The organism is Halanaerobium saccharolyticum subsp. saccharolyticum DSM 6643 (assembly GCF_000350165.1).
Classification (GTDB): domain Bacteria; phylum Bacillota; class Halanaerobiia; order Halanaerobiales; family Halanaerobiaceae; genus Halanaerobium; species Halanaerobium saccharolyticum.
This window is the reverse complement of the sequence record NZ_CAUI01000015.1, coordinates 155,433-174,438: the sequence shown is the minus strand read 5'-3', so window position 1 is coordinate 174,438 and position 19,006 is coordinate 155,433. Positions and strand designations below refer to the sequence as shown.

General features: G+C 31.2%; 22 protein-coding genes and 1 riboswitch. Of the genes, 18 read left to right on the top strand and 4 right to left on the bottom strand.

Annotated elements, in window-relative coordinates:
• The first annotated feature begins 7 nt into the window (after nucleotides 1–7).
• The 10 genes from ffh (at nucleotide 8) to HSACCH_RS06080 (ending at nucleotide 6,490) form a co-directional block, all read left to right on the top strand.
• A complete protein-coding gene (gene ffh, locus HSACCH_RS06125) occupies nucleotides 8–1,348 on the top strand; it encodes a signal recognition particle protein (RefSeq protein ID WP_005488631.1) in 1,341 nt (446 codons plus the stop codon).
• 90 nt (nucleotides 1,349–1,438) lie between these two features.
• A complete protein-coding gene (rpsP, locus tag HSACCH_RS06120; RefSeq protein ID WP_005488630.1) occupies nucleotides 1,439–1,699 on the top strand; it encodes a 30S ribosomal protein S16 in 261 nt (86 codons plus the stop codon).
• Between the two features lie 19 nt (nucleotides 1,700–1,718).
• The gene (locus HSACCH_RS06115; protein ID WP_005488629.1) at nucleotides 1,719–1,946 is read left to right on the top strand and encodes a KH domain-containing protein; all 228 of its coding nucleotides are present in this window, start codon (nucleotides 1,719–1,721) and stop codon (nucleotides 1,944–1,946) included.
• A gap of 21 nt (nucleotides 1,947–1,967) precedes the next feature.
• Nucleotides 1,968–2,480 carry a ribosome maturation factor RimM gene (rimM, locus tag HSACCH_RS06110; RefSeq protein WP_005488628.1) on the top strand — a complete coding sequence of 171 codons (513 nt, stop codon included), beginning with the start codon at nucleotides 1,968–1,970 and terminating at the stop codon, nucleotides 2,478–2,480.
• A gap of 11 nt (nucleotides 2,481–2,491) precedes the next feature.
• On the top strand, nucleotides 2,492–3,244 hold the full coding sequence (gene trmD / locus HSACCH_RS06105) for a tRNA (guanosine(37)-N1)-methyltransferase TrmD (protein WP_005488627.1): 753 nt from the start codon (nucleotides 2,492–2,494) through the stop codon (nucleotides 3,242–3,244).
• Complete coding sequence (locus HSACCH_RS06100; protein ID WP_005488626.1) at nucleotides 3,237–3,821, top strand: RNA methyltransferase; 585 nt, start codon at nucleotides 3,237–3,239, stop codon at nucleotides 3,819–3,821. The genes trmD and HSACCH_RS06100 overlap by 8 nt, the downstream gene beginning before the upstream one ends.
• A 31-nt stretch (nucleotides 3,822–3,852) precedes the next feature.
• Nucleotides 3,853–4,206, top strand: coding sequence for a 50S ribosomal protein L19 (gene rplS, locus HSACCH_RS06095; RefSeq protein ID WP_005488625.1), 354 nt, complete (start codon nucleotides 3,853–3,855; stop codon nucleotides 4,204–4,206).
• Between the two features lie 99 nt (nucleotides 4,207–4,305).
• On the top strand, nucleotides 4,306–5,190 hold the full coding sequence (gene ylqF / locus HSACCH_RS06090; protein ID WP_005488624.1) for a ribosome biogenesis GTPase YlqF: 885 nt from the start codon (nucleotides 4,306–4,308) through the stop codon (nucleotides 5,188–5,190).
• A complete protein-coding gene (locus HSACCH_RS06085; RefSeq protein ID WP_005488623.1) occupies nucleotides 5,180–6,013 on the top strand; it encodes a ribonuclease HII in 834 nt (277 codons plus the stop codon). Before ylqF ends, HSACCH_RS06085 begins: the two co-directional genes overlap by 11 nt.
• Nucleotides 6,014–6,043: 30 nt before the next feature.
• On the top strand, nucleotides 6,044–6,490 hold the full coding sequence (locus tag HSACCH_RS06080; RefSeq protein WP_005488622.1) for a QueT transporter family protein: 447 nt from the start codon (nucleotides 6,044–6,046) through the stop codon (nucleotides 6,488–6,490).
• On the opposite strand, the gene HSACCH_RS06075 is transcribed toward HSACCH_RS06080, so the two are convergent.
• A complete protein-coding gene (locus HSACCH_RS06075) occupies nucleotides 6,473–7,999 on the bottom strand; it encodes a YifB family Mg chelatase-like AAA ATPase (protein WP_005488621.1) in 1,527 nt (508 codons plus the stop codon). The two genes, HSACCH_RS06080 and HSACCH_RS06075, sit on opposite strands and share 18 nt — an antisense overlap.
• 79 nt (nucleotides 8,000–8,078) lie before the next feature.
• Entirely contained in the window at nucleotides 8,079–8,444 is a 366-nt protein-coding gene (locus HSACCH_RS06070; protein WP_005488620.1) for a YraN family protein, read from the bottom strand.
• Nucleotides 8,445–8,648: 204 nt separating this feature from the next.
• On the opposite strand from HSACCH_RS06070, the gene ucpA reads away from it, so the two are divergent.
• The 6 genes from ucpA to HSACCH_RS06040 all read left to right on the top strand — a co-directional run bounded on the left by ucpA (nucleotide 8,649) and on the right by HSACCH_RS06040 (nucleotide 14,859).
• Complete coding sequence (gene ucpA, locus HSACCH_RS06065) at nucleotides 8,649–9,440, top strand: SDR family oxidoreductase UcpA (RefSeq protein ID WP_005488619.1); 792 nt, start codon at nucleotides 8,649–8,651, stop codon at nucleotides 9,438–9,440.
• Between the two features lie 99 nt (nucleotides 9,441–9,539).
• Nucleotides 9,540–9,722, top strand: a riboswitch (cobalamin riboswitch).
• Nucleotides 9,723–9,861: 139 nt separating this feature from the next.
• Nucleotides 9,862–11,673, top strand: a complete 1,812-nt coding sequence (locus tag HSACCH_RS06060; RefSeq protein ID WP_005488618.1) for a TonB-dependent receptor plug domain-containing protein — start codon at nucleotides 9,862–9,864, stop codon at nucleotides 11,671–11,673.
• 38 nt (nucleotides 11,674–11,711) lie between these two features.
• A complete protein-coding gene (locus HSACCH_RS06055) occupies nucleotides 11,712–12,887 on the top strand; it encodes an energy transducer TonB (protein WP_005488617.1) in 1,176 nt (391 codons plus the stop codon).
• Nucleotides 12,888–12,902: 15 nt separating this feature from the next.
• The gene (locus tag HSACCH_RS06050; RefSeq protein ID WP_005488616.1) at nucleotides 12,903–13,574 is read left to right on the top strand and encodes a MotA/TolQ/ExbB proton channel family protein; all 672 of its coding nucleotides are present in this window, start codon (nucleotides 12,903–12,905) and stop codon (nucleotides 13,572–13,574) included.
• Entirely contained in the window at nucleotides 13,558–13,959 is a 402-nt protein-coding gene (locus tag HSACCH_RS06045; RefSeq protein ID WP_005488615.1) for an ExbD/TolR family protein, read from the top strand. Before HSACCH_RS06050 ends, HSACCH_RS06045 begins: the two co-directional genes overlap by 17 nt.
• Before the next feature lie 114 nt (nucleotides 13,960–14,073).
• Nucleotides 14,074–14,859, top strand: a complete 786-nt coding sequence (locus tag HSACCH_RS06040; RefSeq protein ID WP_005488614.1) for an SIMPL domain-containing protein — start codon at nucleotides 14,074–14,076, stop codon at nucleotides 14,857–14,859.
• Nucleotides 14,860–14,936: 77 nt separating this feature from the next.
• Here HSACCH_RS06040 and HSACCH_RS06035 read toward each other — a convergent pair whose 3' ends face one another.
• Nucleotides 14,937–15,611 carry a potassium channel family protein gene (locus tag HSACCH_RS06035; RefSeq protein ID WP_005488613.1) on the bottom strand — a complete coding sequence of 225 codons (675 nt, stop codon included), beginning with the start codon at nucleotides 15,609–15,611 and terminating at the stop codon, nucleotides 14,937–14,939.
• A gap of 33 nt (nucleotides 15,612–15,644) precedes the next feature.
• Nucleotides 15,645–17,135, bottom strand: coding sequence for a TrkH family potassium uptake protein (locus HSACCH_RS06030; RefSeq protein WP_005488612.1), 1,491 nt, complete (start codon nucleotides 17,133–17,135; stop codon nucleotides 15,645–15,647).
• Nucleotides 17,136–17,292: 157 nt separating this feature from the next.
• Here HSACCH_RS06030 and dprA point away from each other — a divergent pair, with 157 nt between their 5' ends.
• A complete protein-coding gene (dprA, locus tag HSACCH_RS06025) occupies nucleotides 17,293–18,435 on the top strand; it encodes a DNA-processing protein DprA (RefSeq protein ID WP_005488611.1) in 1,143 nt (380 codons plus the stop codon).
• A gap of 63 nt (nucleotides 18,436–18,498) precedes the next feature.
• Nucleotides 18,499–18,987, top strand: a complete 489-nt coding sequence (locus HSACCH_RS06020) for a DUF494 family protein (protein WP_005488610.1) — start codon at nucleotides 18,499–18,501, stop codon at nucleotides 18,985–18,987.
• Nucleotides 18,988–19,006 lie beyond the last annotated feature (19 nt).

Genomic DNA, 19,006 nt, shown 5'->3' with positions numbered 1-19,006 from the left:
GTATATTATGATTTTTTCCAGTCTGGCTGAGAAACTGCAGGATACCTTTGATAAGTTAAAGGGTAAAGGTAAACTGTCAGAAAAAGATGTCAAAGCAGCTTTAAAAGAAGTTAAAATGGCTCTTTTAGAAGCTGATGTTAACTATAAAGTTGTAAAAGACTTTATTTCTAAAATTGAAGAAAGAGCTGTCGGTAAGGAAGTTATGGATAGTTTAACTCCCGGCCAACAGGTTATTAAAATAGTAAATGAAGAAATGCAGGATTTGATGGGTGGCAGCAAAGAAGATATTGCTGTTTCGCCTGAGCCGCCGACAATTATCATGATGGTTGGTCTGCAGGGTTCAGGTAAAACTACCAGTGCAGGTAAACTGGCCCGCAAGTTATCTAAAGATGGTAAAAATCCACTTTTAGTTGCAGCAGATGTTTACCGTCCAGCTGCAATTAGACAGCTGCAGGTTTTAGGTGAAAGATTAGAACTGCCAGTATTTTCAATGGGAGAAGATAGTAATCCTGTTGATATAGCTAAGGGAAGTATTAATTATGCTGCTTCTCATAACTGTGACACTATTATTCTTGATACAGCAGGTCGACTGCATATTGATCAGGAAATGATGGAAGAATTAGAAAATATTAAAGGAACAGTTGAACCAGATGAGATTCTTTTAGTTGTTGATGCAATGACAGGTCAGGATGCTGTAAATGTTGCTGAAAACTTTGATCAGCGCCTTGATATTGATGGTATTGTTTTAACTAAGATGGATGGTGACGCTCGTGGTGGTGCTGCCTTATCAATAAAGGCGATCACAGGTAAACCAATTAAATTTGCTGGTACTGGTGAAAAACTAGCTGATTTAGAAGCTTTTCATCCAGATAGAATGTCTTCTCGAATCCTGGGTATGGGTGATGTTTTAAGTTTAATTGAAAAAGCAGAAAAAAGTATTGATAAAGAAAAAGCTCAAGCCTTAGAAGAAAAGCTTCGAAAAAATGAATTTACTTTAGAAGATTTTATGGAACAGATGGAGCAGGTTAGAAATATGGGTCCGATGGATGAAATTCTTGGTATGATACCAGGAATGGGTGGAGCCAAACAGCTAAAAAATATGCAGGTTGATGATAAACAACTTGATTATATTGAAGCTATTATTTCATCAATGACTCCAGAAGAACGAAGAGATCCTGAAATAATTAATGGTTCTCGCCGTAAAAGAATTGCTCAGGGTAGTGGAACCAGTATTCAGGAAGTGAACAGACTTTTAAAACAGTTTAGACAGATTAAAAAGATGATGAAACAATTAAACAATGGAAAAATGAAAAAAGGTGGAGGACTTAATCTACCATTTTTCAATTAATATATAAATTATCAATAAAATTTTGTGATGGGCTTTTGGCCCTAATGTAAATTTGCACATAATGTGCGAATGAGGGGAGGTGTTTGATAGATGGTTAAGATTCGTTTAAAAAGAATTGGTAGTAAGCGTAATGCATCATACAGAATTATTGTATCTGATTCCAAGAGAGCTCCTCAGGGATATTTCGTTGAGGAATTAGGTTTCTTTGATCCTACAACTGAACCTGAGACTTATAACATTGATGAAGAAAAAGCACTCAAGTGGTTAAATAATGGTGCAAAGCCTTCAGATACAGTTAAGACTTTATTAAAGAAGTCAGGTGTTATGGCAAAGTATCACGGTAATGAGTAATTAAAAGGAGGTTTTCTCCATGGAAGAACTAATACAATTTATTGCCGAATCAATTGTAGATGATCCTTCAGAAGTTTCGGTAAATAGAATTGAAGAAAATAATTCTATCACTGTAGAACTTTCTGTTGCAGATGAAGATATGGGTAAGGTCATCGGTAAGAGAGGACGAATTGCGAAGGCAATTAGAACCGTAGTTAATGCTGCAGCGGCAAAAGAAGGAACAAATGTAAAAGTTGATATCAAATAATTTTTCAGGCTGGTGAAATAATTGAGTGATAATTATTTAGAGATTGGGATAATAACTCGTTTTCAGGGAAATAAAGGTGAAGTTCGCGTCAAAGCTACAACTGATATTCCTGAGCGTTTTCTTGATTTAGATTTTGTTTATCTAAAAAGAGGAGATGAGCTTAAAGAACTGGAAATAGATTATATTCGTTTTCATAAACAATTTGTGATAATTAAGTTTTTTGATGTGGATTCGATTGATGAAGCAGAAAAACTCAAAAATTATCAAGTCTTAATTGATGAGTCTGAAAAATATTTACTTCCAGAAGACAACTATTATGTAACTGACTTAATAGACTGTGAGGTTTATTTAAAATCTGGCAAATATTTAGGTAATTTAATAGATGTTGTAGATACTTTAGGTGCAGATATTTTTCTGGTCAAGGGCCAGGAAAAAGAATATATGCTGCCCGCCAGTCGTGAAATGATTTTAGAGATTGATCTTGAAAATAAGAAAATTATTGTTGATCCAATTCCAGGAATCTTAGATCTTTAGGAGCTGAATTTATGTTTTTTGATATTTTAACTCTTTTCCCCGAAATGTTTGTGGGACCTTTTAGTGAAAGTATTTTAAAAAGAGCCAGAGAAAAAGATTTAATAGATATTAAAACAATTAATATCCGCGATTTTGCTGAAGATAAACATCATACTACAGATGAACCACCATATGGTGGAGGAGCTGGAATGGTGATGAAGGCAGAACCAATCTTTAAAGCCTGGCAGGATACTCAAAATAAAAGGGGAGTTAAGTCAAAAACTATTTTAATGAGTCCTCAAGGTAAAGAACTGACTCAAGATTTAGTTAAAGATCTAAGTAACGAAGAGGGGTTAACGATAATCTGTGGCCGTTATGAAGGTGTTGATGAGAGAGTTAGAGATACTATTGTTGATCAAGAAATCTCGATTGGTGATTATGTACTTACCGGTGGAGAATTACCAGCAATGGTGCTTGTTGATTCAATATCTAGACTTTTAAGTGATGTTTTAGGTGATGAAGATTCTTCTAAAAAGGATTCATTTTATAATGGACTTTTAGAACATCCTCATTATACAAGACCACGAGAATTTAACGGTCTTAAAGTTCCTGATGTATTAGTTAGTGGTAATCATCAGTTGATTGAACGCTGGCGAAAAAAAGAATCTTTAAAAAGAACTCTTTTGAGAAGAAAAGATCTGCTGGAAGATAAAAAACTTAGTGATCAAGAAAAAGAATTACTTAAAGAAATTAAGCTGGAACTAAAGGGTGAAGTTGATGAGTAAAATTGAGGCTGATGTCTATCTTGGTTTAGTTCATAATCCTATTTATAATAAACTGGATGAAGTTATAACAACAACTGTAACAAATTATGACTTACATGATATTTCAAGAGCTGCAAAAACATACGATATCAAAAAATACTATATAATAAACAATCTAAAATCACAGCAGGAATTAGTAGAAAGAGTTAAGGACTATTGGACCGGCGGCAGAGGTGCTGATTATGTATATAATCGACATCAGGCTTTTTCTGTTTTGGAAATTGCTTCTGAATTAGAAGAAGTTAAAGCTGAAATAAAAAAAGAAACTGGTCAAGAGCCTTTATTAATTGCTACTGATGCTCGCGAATATCCCAATACTATATCTTATATAGATATGCGTAAGGAGTTACAGAAAATTGAGCGTCCGTTTTTAATAATTTATGGAACTGGTTATGGATTAACTAAAGAAATGATTGCTGATTGTGATTATATGCTTTATCCTATTTGGGGTAGAGGAGATTTTAATCACCTTTCAGTTAGAAGTGCTGCTTCAATAATTATGGATCGCTTATTATCTGATCCCTGGTGGGAAGCATAAATTTAATCATTTTTTGAGAGGAGGTTTATAGATGAACATTATCAATGAAATAGAAAAAGAACAAATTCGTGATGATATTCCCGAATTTGCTGTTGGAGATACATTAGATCTTAAAGTATTAATCTCTGAGGGTGGAAAAGAAAGATTACAGCCATTCAAAGGTGTTGTTATTAGAAGAAATGGTGGTGGTCTGAGCGAGACTTTCACTATTCGTAAAATTGCACACGGTGTTGGTGTGGAAAGAACTTTCCCACTACATACTTCTAAGCTAGATACTATTACTGTGGTTCGCCGTGGTGATGTTAGAAGATCTCGTCTTTACTATCTACGGGATAGAAGAGGTAAGGCTTCTAGAATTAAAGAGAAAAGAGAAGAAAGAAAGTAATTATTTGAGACTAAGGTGGGGAACTTCTCCACCTTTTTTCAATATCTAAAAGTTTAATTTGAACAACAAAATTTTATTATTTTTTTGAGGAGTTTTAATATGATACAGTGGTATCCTGGCCATATGGCCAAAGCAAAGAGAATATTGAAAGATGACTTAAAATTAGTAGATATAGTAATTGAGGTAGCTGATGCTAGAGTACCTTTAAGCAGTTTAAATCCTGATTTAAGAAAGTTAATTAATGAGCAGTCGAAAGTAACTGTTTTGAATAAAAAAGATTTAGCTGACTCAGAATATAACAAAAAATGGATAAACTATTTTGAAAAAGAAACTGATGAAGATGCAGTTTTACTTAACTCATTAACTGGAGAAGGAGTAAGTGAGCTAAAGAGTATTTTAAATAACACTTATGATCAAATTGCTTCTAAACTGGCGCAAAAGGGTAGAAACCCTCGTCGCCTGAGGGCAATGATTATTGGGATTCCCAATGTAGGGAAATCTGCTCTGATTAATTTGTTGGCTGGTTCAAAAATCACTACAATTGGTAACAAGCCTGGGGTTACTAAAGGTAGACAGTGGGTTAATGTCAGCAAAAAAATTAGGTTGCTTGATACACCTGGTATTTTATGGCCTAAGTTTTCTGATGAAGATAAAGCCTATAAATTAGCCTTAACTGGTGCAGTTGACAATGATATTTTTGATGCAGAACTTGCTGCTTATAAATTAATTGATTTTATAATTGAGATCAATGAAGATATTCTATTAGATGCTTATGAGCTTGATTATTTAGAACCACTAGCTTATGATATTTTAGCTGATATAGGACGTAAAAGAGGCTGTTTAATGACAGGTGGTAAAGTTGATCGTAATCGTGCTGCTAGGGTAGTTGTCAATGATTTTCGGGATGGAAAATTAGGAAGGATTACTCTCGAAAAACCATCCGAATCAGCTGAATTAAAGGTGGAAATTGATGATGAAGAGTGATCAAGATTTTAAATTAGACAATTTAAAAAAACTGGAAAATTTAAAAGATTTTACAATCAAAGAAATAAAAGTTTTTGCTTCTAAATTAGAAGTTGATGAGCAGCTTCCGGAAATAATTAAATTTTTAAATGAAGATTCGCGTAAAGGTGTTAAAAAGATTGCAGCTAAACTGCAGCGGAAGATTTCCAAAAAAGAAGCTATTATTACTAAATGGAAACAGATGAATGAAATAGAAGCTGAATTATTTGCTCAGGGGCATCAGTTAATAGTTGGTATTGATGAAGCTGGCCGAGGTCCGCTTGCCGGACCTGTGGTTGCTGCAGCAGTAATTCTAGATCCGGATCACAAAATTTATGGATTAGATGATTCCAAAAAGCTTTCTCGAAAAAAAAGAGAAGAATTATTTAAAGAAATTAAAGCCAAGGCAAAGTTTGGAATTGGGAAAGCAAACAGCAGTGAAATTGATAAATATAATATTAGAGAAGCAACTTTTGTTGCTATGAAAAGAGCAGTTAAAGATCTGCTGCCTAAATTAAATAATAATCCGGATATTTTATTAGTTGATGGAAATGCAGCAATTCCTAATTTGACTATTGAACAAAAAACAATAATTGATGGAGATGCTGATGTTAATGCAATTGCTGCCGCTTCGATAATTGCTAAAGTAACAAGAGATGATATTATTTTTGAATATGCAAAAAAATACCATGAATATAGTTTTAAATCAAATAAAGGTTATGGGACTGCTGAACATATTGCAGCTTTGGAAAAGTATGGTTCATCTCCAATCCACCGCAAATCATTTGGCAGAGTTCCAGAGTAAATATAAGCTCTTATGAAAGGAGATAAGAAAATGAATACAAAAACAATTGCTCGTGGAGCAGCAATCACTGCTTTATATGTTGTGATAACATATTTTTTGGCGCCGGTAAGTTTTGGCCCAATTCAATTTAGAGCAGCAGAAGCTTTAACAGTTTTACCAATTATTTTTCCAGAAGCAGTACCAGCTTTGTTTTTAGGTGTTTTACTGGCTAATGTGATTGGTGGTTTAGGAATGATAGATATAGTGGGGGGAAGTTTAGTTACTCTTCTAGCTGCTTATGTTACTTATAAAAATAGAGATAATATTTTTGCTTATTTAAGTCCAATTTTATTTAATGCATTTTTGATCAGTATTTATTTACATACATTATTTGGACTTCCCTATTGGCTAAATGTTATTCAAATTGGTTTAAGTGAGGCTGCTGTTGTATTGATACTTGGAGTTCCCTTAATTAAGTATTTAAAGAAGCATTTCTGATTTTTCTGCATACCAGCGAAAATCAACAGCTTCAATTAAGTCTGATTCTTTTATTTGATAATTATTATTTAAATCAGCAATAGTTCTGGCTACTCTCATTAATCTAATATAGCCTCGAACACTTAATTTAAGACGTTCATAGGCTTGATTTAGTATATCTTTACTTTTTTTATCAAACGGACAGTATTTCTCTATGTCTTTTAACTGTAGTTCAGAATTGTTTTTTAAATTTGTATTTAGATATCTTTTAGCCTGCATTTTGCGGGCTATTTCTATTTTTTCGCTATAATTATTAGATTTATTTTTTGATTTATTAACTAGTATTTCATCCTTTTTTAAAGGTAAAACCTCAATCTGCAAATCAATTCTATCTTTTAACGGACCTGATAATTTTTGTTGATACCTAACAATATCTCTATCTGAACACTTGCATACTCTGTCCTTTACTCCTGCAAAACCACAGGGGCAGGGATTCATTGCGGCAATAAATTGAAAGTTGGCAGGAAAATAAAAACTTCCCTGTTGTCGAACAATTTTAATTCTTTTTTTCTCCAGTGGCTCTCTTAAATTGGCCAGCACACTATTTTTAAATTCTGGCAGTTCATCTAAAAATAAGACTCCATTATGAGCTAATGAAATCTCTCCAGGAACAGGTATATGACCACCACCAATTAAAGCAGCAGCAGTAATAGAATGATGGGGAGCTACAAAAGGTCGATATTTCTTAATTAAATTAAGCTCATCTAAATTATTGTTAATACTGTAAATCGAAGCCGTTTCGAGCAGTTCTTTTTTATTTAAAGGAGCTAATAACTTGACTATTGATTCTGCTAAAACAGTTTTTCCACAGCCTGGAGGACCAATTAAGAGCAAATTATGACCTCCAGCTGCAGCAGTTATAATTGCTTTTTTAGCATTTTTTTGGCCTCTAATTTCAGAAATATCTGCATAATCTAAAGAAAAATTTGATTTAAGTATTGGAGTCGGCAGGATATTTTCTGCATTTCTTTCTAAATTATTAATTTCCCTGAGATGTTTAATTAAATAGGAATTTAAATTTTTTACTAAATACGATTCTTTTTGATTATCAGCAGGTAGTACTGCTTCCCTAAAACTATTTTCTCTGGCAGCTAAAAGCATTGACAAGACGCCTTTGACATGATTGATATTTCCGTTTAAATTTAATTCACCTGCAAAGAGCTTTTTGTTTTTATTTTTAATTTTTATTTGACCTGAACATTCTAATAAAACTGCTGCAATAGCAAGATCAAAGTGAGATCCATATTTGTTAATGTTGCCTGGAGCAAGGTTAACTGTTATCTTTTTAACCGGCCATTCAAAACCTGAATTTATAATAGCAGACCTAACTCTTTTTGCAGATTCTCGAACAGTTTTACCTGCAAGGCCAACTATATTGAAACCTGGTAAGCCTCTTGAAATATCAACTTCAACTCTAACTATTTCTGCCTTGACTCCATGAATAACAGCTGAATAGAGATATGAATACATCTGATTCTCCTTTCGAAAAGAATAATTGTAAATCCACTCAGTACATAAACTAATTAAAAATAAAATAAGAAAAATAAAATTAGTCAATTATGTTTGTAAAATGTTTCAGTTTATCTATTTTTCTGGCTGAAGGATCAATCTTTAGAGCGATTAAATCAAAACGAATAGAGTTAAAATGGATGTTTTTTTCGGCAAAATAATAAATAGCAGCTCTTCTAATATGGTGCATTTGGTTTTGATAAAGTGATTCTGCTAGTTCAAGATAGTTTTCTGAACTTCTACTTTTAACTTCAACAAAGACTGTACAGCTTTTTTTAGCAGCAATTATATCAATTTCTCCAAATTTATTTCGATAATTCCTTTCCACAATATAATAACCTTCTTTTTTTAGATATCTCACAGCAATTTCTTCTCCTAATTTTCCAATTTTATTATGTAATGCCATTTAAAAACCCCCTTTATTAGATATAATATATAATTATGTAAATATTTAGAAATTCCTTCTTTTTTATTATATTTTTTTAATTTAATTGTTTAAACAGAAGACTTAAGATTACTTGACTTTAAGTTGGGTTTGACATATTCAATTTTCTTTATTATATTATAATTAAGTATAAATATTCACAATATTATAAAAGGAGTGTTTTAAATGGCTAAATTAACTGACAAAGTTGCTTTAATTACTGGTGCTTCTAGTGGAATTGGTAAAGGAATTGCAGAAGTCTATGCTGAACATGGAGCAAAATTAATTTTAGTTGATATTTCAGAAGAAATTGTTAATTTTGCGGAAGAATTAAAAGAAGATGGACATCAAGTTTTAGCTGAAGTTGCGGATGTTCGAAGTCTTGAAGATTTAAAAAGTGCTGTAAATAAGGGGATAGAAAGATTCGGAACGATTCATGTTTTAGTAGCAAATGCAGGTGTGTGTAAATTAGATAATTTTTTAGAAATGTCAGATAAAAATAGAGATTATCATATTGATGTAAATATTAAAGGAGCTTGGAATACCATAAAAGCAGTTCTTCCAGAAATGAAAAAGAATGACTATGGGAATATTGTAATTACTTCTTCTGTTACTGGTGATATGGTTGCAGATCCTGGAGAAACTGCTTATGCATTGAGCAAATCTGCTTTAGTCGGACTAACCAAATCACTTGCGGTTGAATATGCTCAGAATAATATTAGAGTAAATGCAATTTGTCCTGGCTATGTTAGAACTCCAATGGCAGAATCTATTGCTGAGGAGTCAAATCCGGAAGATCCAGAGTCAGTTCTTAGTGAAATGGCAAAAGCAATTCCAATGCAAAGACTTGCCGAACCCAAAGAAGTGGGAGAGCTAGCTGCATTTTTAGGAAGCGATGAGTCAAGTTATATGACAGGGACTCAAAATGTAATTGATGGAGGCAGTACACTTCCAGAGTCTGTTAGTGTTGGAACTTAATTGTTTTTTTAAAATATAATAATAAAAATTATTTTATATTATTTAGTATAAATTAAAGGATTTTTTCTAAATTACGAGAATAGTAATAATAGAAAAGTAAATAATGTTCTCTTTTTAGGTGCTTCTTTAAATGGGAGATAATAGGGAATCAGGTGAAATTCCTGAACGGGTCCGCCACTGTAAATCAGTAGGCCGATTAAAACCACTCATAAAAATAATTATGGGGAAGGTAAGTCGGTAGAGCTGTAAAGTCAGGAGACCTGCCTGAAAAGACAACAGCCATCTTCGAGACAGGAATGGTTGTGGGCTATTTAAGAAGCTACAGACACCCTCAATTTAGACCTGGGTGTCTTTTTATGTTTTATAGCCTTATTTTGTCTAGGGTGGCTGTGAGCAAACAAAAACTAAGGAGGAATTATTAATGTTAAAGAAATCAGTTTTAGTTATGCTTACAGCACTTTTAATTTTTGCGGTGCCAGTAAGTGCGCAGGAAAATGTTATCGATTTGGATGAAGTTGTTGTAACCGCGAGTCGTTATGAGGAAAGTATTATGGATACCCCAGTTAGTATTGAAGTTATTGATCAGGAGGAGATAGAAGAGAGTAATGCTAAGAATTTAGCAGAGCTATTACAAGGTGCTGGTGGAGTTTACATTAAAGATCTTAGTGGTTTAACTGGGAAAAAAGATGTAATAATTCGAGGTGCAAGACAAAAGCAAATATTATATTTATTAGATGGACAGCCATTAAATAGTCCTCAGGATGGTATTATTAGGTTAGAAGATATTCCTATTTCTATTATTAAACGAATTGAAATCTCTAAGTCTGCTTCATCATCAATTTATGGAGCAAATGCTATGGGTGGTGTGATTAACATTATAACTAAAGATGCTGATGAAGAAAGTCAGACAGAAGTTAAATTTGGATTAGGATCTTTTAATACTCAAAATTATAGTTTAACAACTAATTATAATTTTGAAAAATCTTCATTACTTTTTTCATATGACAAATTAACTAGTGATGAACATCGTGATGATCCTGATCAAAAATCATCATTGGATCGGAACGATATTTTCTTAAAATATAAATACGATTTAAGTAAGGAGTCTGATGTTAATATTACATACAGACTTAATAATACTGAATCCAATTATCCTGGCTCAGATTCAAATGATGATTATGGATCTCGTGATGACCAGGATGAAAATATCAAGATTTCTTTAAATCAAAATTTAGAAAATATAGATAGAACCTTTTTAGTATATAATAATGAGCGAGAAATGTATGATAAGACTAGGAGTACTTGGAGCCTGACTGGATATAACACAACAAATTTAGACATTTTAAAAAGAGGTTTTACCTATAAAGAAACAAATTATCATTTCGATAACCACATAATTAATTATGGTTTTGATATAATAGAAAATGAAGTTGAAGATAATGAATTATTAACTAACAATAAACATGATAATCTAAATAAGGCCTTATATATTCAGGATAAGTTTAGATTAAATAATAATATTTTTGTATTTGGTGCTAGATATGATGATCATGACAAATATGGATCTAATCTTAGCCCTAAATTTGGCTATATTTATGAAATAACTGATAATTGGAATTTTAATTTTAATTATGGAGAAGCTTATAGAGCCCCAACTTTTCTTGATTTATATGGTTTTGGTGGCAATGAAGATTTAAATGTAGAAGAAGGTAAGACCTTTGATATTGGATTTAAATATTCAGATTCAATCTGTAGAAGAGAAATTACATTTTTTAAAAGAGATTTTGAGCAGTTAATTACTTACAATAATGATACAGATGTAATGGAAAATATAGATGAAGCAGATATCAAGGGGATAGAGTTATTAACATCAAGAAACCTTTATGATAATTGGAATATTGATTTTTCTTACACTTATTTAGAGGCCAGAGATGATAGTGTAGATGGTCAATCATTAAATATGCCATATAATCAGATTGCTTTAAATATAAAATATAATAATGATAATTATAAATCTGTGCTTAATAACAGATATGTTGATGAAACCAATTCTTATGGTGGTGGAAAAGTAGACTCTTATTTTATATCTGATTTAAAAATATCAACTAGTTTAGATGAGAATAAAGAATTAGCTTTTGAAATCAACAATCTCTTCGATAAAGACTATGAAGTAGTTGACGGTTATCCAATGCCGGGCCGCAATTTCATGGTCAACTTAAGCACTAAATTCTAGTTCAACCTACAAATTAACTTATAGAAAGGATGATGATAATGAAGCATAACTTAATAATATATCTAACAGCCTTCCTCTTATCATTATCCCTTATCTTACTGCTGGAAGCTGGTTCTTTAAAGCTTCTGGCAGAAGATATAAAAATTCAGGAAAGAGAAGAAGTTGAAATAGAACTATTATTATCTGCTTCTAATGATCTGGGAGTAAAAGAGGCTCAGACTGGAGAAACAGAAGAAATTCAAACTAAAAGCGGGCCAGCACCAGCAGAAACAAATGAGGAAGCAGATAAAAATAGTTCAGTTGAAAAAAAAGAAGAAGTTAAAAAGGAAGTTAAAGAAGAAAAGGAACAGCTTGTTGAAGATGAAATAGTTGAAGATAAAATAATAGAAAAAAAGGATCCACCGAAAAAAATAGTTAAAAAAACTGAAAACAAGCAGGAAGAACCTGATAAACAACAGGAAAACACTGAGTTAATAGAAGAAACAGAATTAGAAAAAGAAACTGTAAAAGAGGAAAAAATTGAAGTTCAAAATGAGCCTAAAGAAAAAACAAAAGTAAATGATAAAAAAGAAAAAATTAAAAAAGAAGATGCAAATGAGCCACCGGCCTGGATGCAGAACACTAATAATAAGTCTAAAAAAGATAATCCTGAAGAGCCAAAAGAAAACAATAAAAGAGACAAATTTGATTTAGATAGTTTTATAGCTGATTTAGAAGCAGAAGAAAGGATTGAAAAAAAATCTGAAACAGCAAATGAAATAAAAGAAGCTTCAGCCACTCAAGCTGATAACAGCAGTACTTTAAGTGAAATTGATAAAAATCAGGCAAACAATAATGCTGATAAGAATGAGCAAAATAATGAGACTGGTAATTCTGATGGAGAAAAGAATCCAAATAAACATGAAAACAAAGTTTATGATTTAAGAAAAGGCAGTTCAGATTCAATTAAAAAGCCCGGAATTAAAAACTATTCTCAACCTAGTTACCCCTCAAATTTAAGAAAAAGAAATATAGAAGGACAGGTTATAGTTACTTTAAGAATAGATAGAGAAGGAAAAATACAAGATTTAAAAATAAATGAAAGTTCGGGTTATGATTCTTTTGATCAGGCTGCTTTAAAAGCAGTCTCAAATTGGGAATTTAAAGCTGCAGAAAAAGATAATAAAAAAATAGAAGTAATAGTTAATCTTCCAATCAAATTTATGTTAAATTAAAAGGAGGTAAAGCAGATGATTACAGAATTTATTGAAACAGCAGGTATTGTGTCATATCCACTGCTTTTAGCTGCATTTTTAATGCTGTTTATAATTATTGAAAGAACTATAGTTTTTATCTTAAATTACAGATCTATTAATAAAGCTGAATATTTAGAGGCAATTTCTGAATTTGATTCTAATAATATAAAAAGCAATATTTTAAAAGAGAAAAAAGGAATTGCAGCAAAAATATATTATAATACCTTAATTAAAAAACCTAAAAATAGAGAAGAATTTAAATTGTATCTTGATGCAGAAGAAATTGACCAGCTGCCAGAACTTGAAAAACATTTAGGCTTTTTAAATTTTATAGCCCAAGTTGCACCCACTCTAGGACTTTTGGGAACAGTTAGTGGAATGATTAAAACTTTTCAAGTTCTAGGTTTAGGTGGTAATCCAGAACAGATGGCCCTTGGTATTTCCGAAGCCTTATTTACAACAGCTGCTGGCCTTATTATCTCACTGCCGGCTGCAGCATTTTATCATTATTTCTATGCCAAAATTGAAAAATTGCATAATCAGATGAACAATTTAAAATTAGAAAGCGAGAGTATGCTTTTTAAAAAAGAAATCAAGGAGTCTAATCAGGTATCCCAGCAAGAGTCTCATAATAAGGAGCTGAAAAAGAATGAGTTATCAGCCTAAGAAAAAGAGCTCCACTTTAAATTTAGCGCCGATGATTGATATTGTATTTTTACTTTTGATTTTCTTTTTAGTTTCTTCAACTCTGCAGGGAGAAGAAGCTCTATATAATATCACAGTACCTGACAGCTCTATAGGAGAAACTAAAAATGTAGAAATGATAAACATTTTTCTAGATAAAGATAATCAGATATATTATAAGGAAAAACAATACAGCAGAGATGAAATTGAAACTTTGTTAGTCGATATATCTGCTGCTAAAGATAAAAAGCTTAAAATTTATGCAGATAAACAGACTAATTTTGAGTCAATAGTATTTTTGATTGAAAAATTCAAAAATGCTGATTACCAAAATATTTCATTTGCTTTAAGGGAAAAAAATAAATAGATAATTTATCTCAAAAAATAATAAAGGAATTTTGCTATTTTTTTAGAATTATATAGATAAGAGTAAAATTATAAAAAAGATAATTATATTAGCAAAAGCAAATGGAGGGGTTTTATGAGCAAGAATTTAGGAACATTTTTAGTTTTTATCGCTTTAATCTTATTATCAGTGTTAGTTGTAAATGGTTTATATTTTAACACACCAATAGTTCAAACAGCAGAAAAAGAAGAAACTGTAGAAAAGGTAGATGAGGATTATATCACAACTAATTTAAGCATTAGTCAGCAGCGGGAATATGATCCAGAAATAGTTGAGGTTGTACTGGGTTTTGAAAATGAAAGTAGAGATCAAGCAACAGCAGTAGAAGAAAACAATCAAATTGTGAGTCAATTGATGTCTATTTTAGAAGCAGAAGAATTAGAAAATGTTGAAACACAGGGTTTTAGAGTTTATCCCTATACTAATTATATTACAGTAAATGATGATGATGGGAATGGAAAAAGAGAAAGAATAACATATTATAAAGTCAGTAACCAAATTAAGTTTACAAGTAAAAATTTAGCTGAACTGCCTGTTCTTTTGGGTGAATTACTAAATGCTGGAGCAAATAGAGTTGTAAATATAGATTACAGATTAGAAAGTAATGAAAAAGCATTAGAAGAAGTTACCGCTGTCGCTTTAAGTTCTCTAAAAGATAAAGCTGCTTTTATGGCAGAAAATCTTGATAAAGAAAATTATAGAATTAAAGAAATTAACTTTGGTCAGCAGAATATTTATGGTAGCAACGCTTTGCAATCTATGACAAGGTCAGCCGAATCAAGCAGCATTTCAGAAGTTCCATTAGCTGAACAAAAAGTAAATATTAATGTTTCAGTATCAGCAGAAGTAGAATTATATTAACAGTTTATAGAACAAATAAAGCTGAGTGCATTTTTTAACTGCACTCAGCTTTTTATTTTACTCATATTTAATTATTTTTATTCCTTATTTAATAAAAAATCCGCAGCTCTTTCCATATCATCTTTCGAAGCTACCAAAAAGACCTGATTACCTGCAAAAATCTCTCTATTACCTCTAGGTACTATATATCTATCCTGTGCCTTATCAAAAATTCCGGCTATTACACAGTTTTCAGGAAAGTTTTTCTGACTTACTATTTCCGAAATTTTCATACCAGAAATTGGGGATTCTGGTGGAATTGTCAAGATAGAAACTTCAGCTTTTCCATCACCTAAGGAAGCAACCTTTCTGACATCTGGCTCTTCAATATCAGTAATAAAACGATCTACAATCAGCTCCATGGTAGCAGCAATATTTGTTGCTCCAGCCATCTCAAAAGCATTTTCATATTCGGGTTCTCTCATTCTAACTAAAATCTTTTCTACTCCAAAATTTTTAGCTAGAAGTGAAAAAGATAAATTATCTGCATCATCTCTCATTACTGCAATTGCTACATCACATTTTTCTATACCAGCTTCTTTTAAAATATCAATTCTTGTTGCACTTCCTAAGACAGTTACTGCTCCATAGCGGCTGTATATTTTTTCAGCTACACTTTGTTCTTTTTCAATCACAATTACATCGTGTTTATTAACTAAATTTTTTGTTAAATTCCTGCCTGCAATTCCTCCACCAGCAATAATTATATACATTATTTTACCTCCAAATATTTAAAATTTATAAATTTAATCTTTCCAGGCTTGCCTAGAAAATAAGATGATAATCGGTAATATTTCTAGTCTTCCCGCCAGCATTCCTATAATATATGTTATTTTAATTACCGGAGAAAGTGAAGCCATTTTTTCAACAGAAAAGAAAAATGGTCCTATATTTCCCATAGCAGAAAACATACCTGAAAAAGCCTGCCATCCATTAAGATCTGAGAAAACAGAAGTTATTATACCTCCGATAAAAATCAAAACCAGCCAGAAAGAAAATAAGCCTGTTAGCTTATTAATTTCATCACTTTCAATAATACTTTTATCAAGAGTTACCGGTAAAACTGCATGGTTTGGTAAATATATTTTTTTAATTTCTCTTTTAAATAAACCACCTAAAATATTTAAACGCATTACTTTAATACCACCGGCTGTAGAACCTACACTACCACCAATCAGCATAAATACTATAAAAATCTGTCGGGCGGCAGCTGGGAAAAACGTGGAATTAATACTTTGGGTACCAAAGCCTGTTGTAGTAATTATTGAAGTGATTTGAAATAGTGTTTTACGAAAAATTTCTTCTGCCTTGAAATCAGCAGCAGTATTTAAAACTATGATCAAAATACTAATGAAAACTGTTGAATAAAAGATCAACCTTAAGAAAGTTTTTAATTCACTGTTTTGTTTAATGCTTTCAAAATCCTTAGTAAAAAATCTAAAATGAAGTAAAAAGTTAACTCCACCTAAAAACATAAAAAATGTTATTACATATTCAATTAAAATATAATTTTTATAACCAGTGTTAGCATAATGGGCAATACTAGCATCATAATGAGAAAAGCCACCAGTTGATAAAGTAGTAAAACTATGAGTAAAAGCATCAAAAACAGATAAGCCAAGAAAAATAAGAATAATACTTTGTAAAAACATAAAACCTAAATATATCATCCAGAGTATTTTTACGGTTTTAAAAATATTTGGTACAGGTCGCGAAACATTAATTTTATGGCTTTCTGCACTAAATAACTGCCAGGTTTCTCCTTTAGCTCTAGTTGAAACTAAAAGGAAAAAAGTTAAAATACCCAAACCACCTAAAAGCTGCATTAAACTTCTCCAAAAAATTATGGATTTAGGCATTGAATCAAGTCCGGTAAAAACAGTGATCCCTGTAGTTGTAAAACCACTTACTGCTTCAAAAAATGAATCTACAAAAGATTTTTCAATCCCAATCATAAAAGGGAGAGCACCTAAAATTGAAACAATAATCCAACCTAAGGCACATAATAACATGGCCGTAGTTAAATCTATATAAATATTTTCGGGATCTGTGGGCAGTTTTAAAAGTGTACCTGTAATTAATGAGATAATAATAGTATAATAAAATGCCTGATAAATGCTGTTTCCTTCCTGATAAATAAAGGCAAGCACTAACGGTACAACAATAATAAAGCCCATGATAAATGCAAGTACACTTAAAAAATATAGGATAGTATTGTATTTAGTAGAATTAATCAATAATATTCCTCCTTTATCATTTATTTTATTTAAAAATATAATTTTCGGTTATTTATTATTATTCAATAACAAGTCTAATCTTCCTTTATATTTTGGAATTTATTTGCTATTAACATTTTTTGGATATATAATATAAATAAAATATAGGAGGTAAATTATGGATATAAATGGCTTAGCAGTTATCTTTTTAAATAATTTAAATGGTTTTGGACCTAAAACAATTGCAAACTTAATCAAAAAAGTAAAAAAATTGGAGCTTATTTGGCAGCTAAATGATCATCAGTTAAAAAATCTGGGTTTGAAAACTTCTAAAATTAAAGAATTTAATAAATATAAAAATAAATTTAAGGCTGAAAAAATTGCTGCTGATTTAAAAAAAGAAAATATTAAATATTTAACTCTCTATGATCAGAAATATCCCCAAAAACTAAAAGAGATATATGACCCTCCACCTGTTATTTTTTATAAAGGAATTTTAAATTTTCAGCTGCCGGCTGTCGCAATCATTGGTTCCAGAAATTCTACAGTTTACGGACGAAAAATAGCCAGCAGAACTGCTGCAGAACTTGCCAAAATGGGAGTAAATATTATTAGTGGTTTAGCCAATGGAATTGATAGTACTGCTCATCAAGGTGCCTTATCTGTAGATGCAGGTATAACAACAGCGATTTTAGGTAATGGATTTAATTATTTATATCCTTCCCAAAATAAATTTTTATCTCAAAAAATAATCAATAAAGGTTTGATGTTAACAGAATTTAACCCTGAAGTTTCACCAAAGGCGAAAAATTTTCCCAGAAGAAACAGAATTATTAGTGCTTTAGCAGATTTAATATTGGTAGTAGAAGCAGGAGCTAAAAGTGGCACTTTAATCACAGTTGATTATGCCCTTGAACAGGGAAAAGATATTATGGCTGTGCCAGCTAATATAGATCGACCAAATTCGGTAGGCTCTAATCGACTTATCAAAAAAGGAGCAGCAATTTTTACAAAGGTAAGTGATGTCAGTGATTACCTTAGTCAGTATCTGCAGAAAGAAAAAAGAGAAAATAATTTTATTGAAAATGATAGATTAACCAAAAAAGTCTATCCAGATTTAAATTACGAAGAAATAAAAGTTTTAAAACTTTTTCAGCATGAAATAGAAATTTATTATGATGATTTAATTAAATTAAGTAATTTGACTACAGAAAAAATGGATAGAATACTGGTAAAATTAGAACTAATGAACATTATAATTCGATTAAAAGGAAAAAAATATCAATTTAAGGGTTTACAAAATCTTCTTAAACCAATATAATAATATACTAGTTAAAGATTTTCTTAATTCAGGGAGGCCTTAAGGCATAAATGCCAGAATAATATGAATAAAAAAGTTATAGAAATTCTTAGTGTTTTGATCCATAAAATGCTGAATAATGAAGATTTATGGAAAAAACAAGAAGATATTATAATAGAACTTGAAAATAAAGGATATACAATTGAAAATATTAGTGAAGCATTTGATATTATATTTAGTGAGATAATATCTGTAGGTGATCAGGATTATTATATAGATCATGAAATGCACAGCGGCTATAACCGTGTATTTACAAAGGTAGAAAATTTTTATTTTAGTAATGAAATCAAATCTATAATTTTTAAGCTCAATGCAATGGGAATACTGACTGCAGATGAGTTAGAAATAATTATATTTAGAATGTTTCAGTTGGCAAGTGTTAATAATTTGGAGGCAGATTTAGTCTGGGAGATAATTAGTGATGTTGTTGATGATTCTGATTCATTATTAACAATTTCAGCTGAGTTTAACGAATTTAATCCGGGCTTATTAAAACAACAGAGAGTAAACTAAGGGTTTACTGGAGGTATAA

Coding starts and splice junctions, on each gene's coding strand:
- HSACCH_RS06055 (WP_005488617.1), top strand. CDS start 11,712: ATGAAGCATAACTTAATAATATATCTAACAGCCTTCCTCTTATCATTA.
- HSACCH_RS06045 (WP_005488615.1), top strand. CDS start 13,558: ATGAGTTATCAGCCTAAGAAAAAGAGCTCCACTTTAAATTTAGCGCCG.
- ffh (WP_005488631.1), top strand. CDS start 8: ATGATTTTTTCCAGTCTGGCTGAGAAACTGCAGGATACCTTTGATAAG.
- rplS (WP_005488625.1), top strand. CDS start 3,853: ATGAACATTATCAATGAAATAGAAAAAGAACAAATTCGTGATGATATT.
- HSACCH_RS06080 (WP_005488622.1), top strand. CDS start 6,044: ATGAATACAAAAACAATTGCTCGTGGAGCAGCAATCACTGCTTTATAT.
- HSACCH_RS06075 (WP_005488621.1), bottom strand. CDS start 7,999: ATGTATTCATATCTCTATTCAGCTGTTATTCATGGAGTCAAGGCAGAA.
- HSACCH_RS06115 (WP_005488629.1), top strand. CDS start 1,719: ATGGAAGAACTAATACAATTTATTGCCGAATCAATTGTAGATGATCCT.
- HSACCH_RS06085 (WP_005488623.1), top strand. CDS start 5,180: ATGAAGAGTGATCAAGATTTTAAATTAGACAATTTAAAAAAACTGGAA.
- HSACCH_RS06070 (WP_005488620.1), bottom strand. CDS start 8,444: ATGGCATTACATAATAAAATTGGAAAATTAGGAGAAGAAATTGCTGTG.
- HSACCH_RS06020 (WP_005488610.1), top strand. CDS start 18,499: ATGAATAAAAAAGTTATAGAAATTCTTAGTGTTTTGATCCATAAAATG.
- HSACCH_RS06035 (WP_005488613.1), bottom strand. CDS start 15,611: ATGTATATAATTATTGCTGGTGGAGGAATTGCAGGCAGGAATTTAACA.
- HSACCH_RS06100 (WP_005488626.1), top strand. CDS start 3,237: ATGAGTAAAATTGAGGCTGATGTCTATCTTGGTTTAGTTCATAATCCT.
- ucpA (WP_005488619.1), top strand. CDS start 8,649: ATGGCTAAATTAACTGACAAAGTTGCTTTAATTACTGGTGCTTCTAGT.
- HSACCH_RS06040 (WP_005488614.1), top strand. CDS start 14,074: ATGAGCAAGAATTTAGGAACATTTTTAGTTTTTATCGCTTTAATCTTA.
- ylqF (WP_005488624.1), top strand. CDS start 4,306: ATGATACAGTGGTATCCTGGCCATATGGCCAAAGCAAAGAGAATATTG.
- trmD (WP_005488627.1), top strand. CDS start 2,492: ATGTTTTTTGATATTTTAACTCTTTTCCCCGAAATGTTTGTGGGACCT.
- rpsP (WP_005488630.1), top strand. CDS start 1,439: ATGGTTAAGATTCGTTTAAAAAGAATTGGTAGTAAGCGTAATGCATCA.
- dprA (WP_005488611.1), top strand. CDS start 17,293: ATGGATATAAATGGCTTAGCAGTTATCTTTTTAAATAATTTAAATGGT.
- HSACCH_RS06050 (WP_005488616.1), top strand. CDS start 12,903: ATGATTACAGAATTTATTGAAACAGCAGGTATTGTGTCATATCCACTG.
- HSACCH_RS06060 (WP_005488618.1), top strand. CDS start 9,862: ATGTTAAAGAAATCAGTTTTAGTTATGCTTACAGCACTTTTAATTTTT.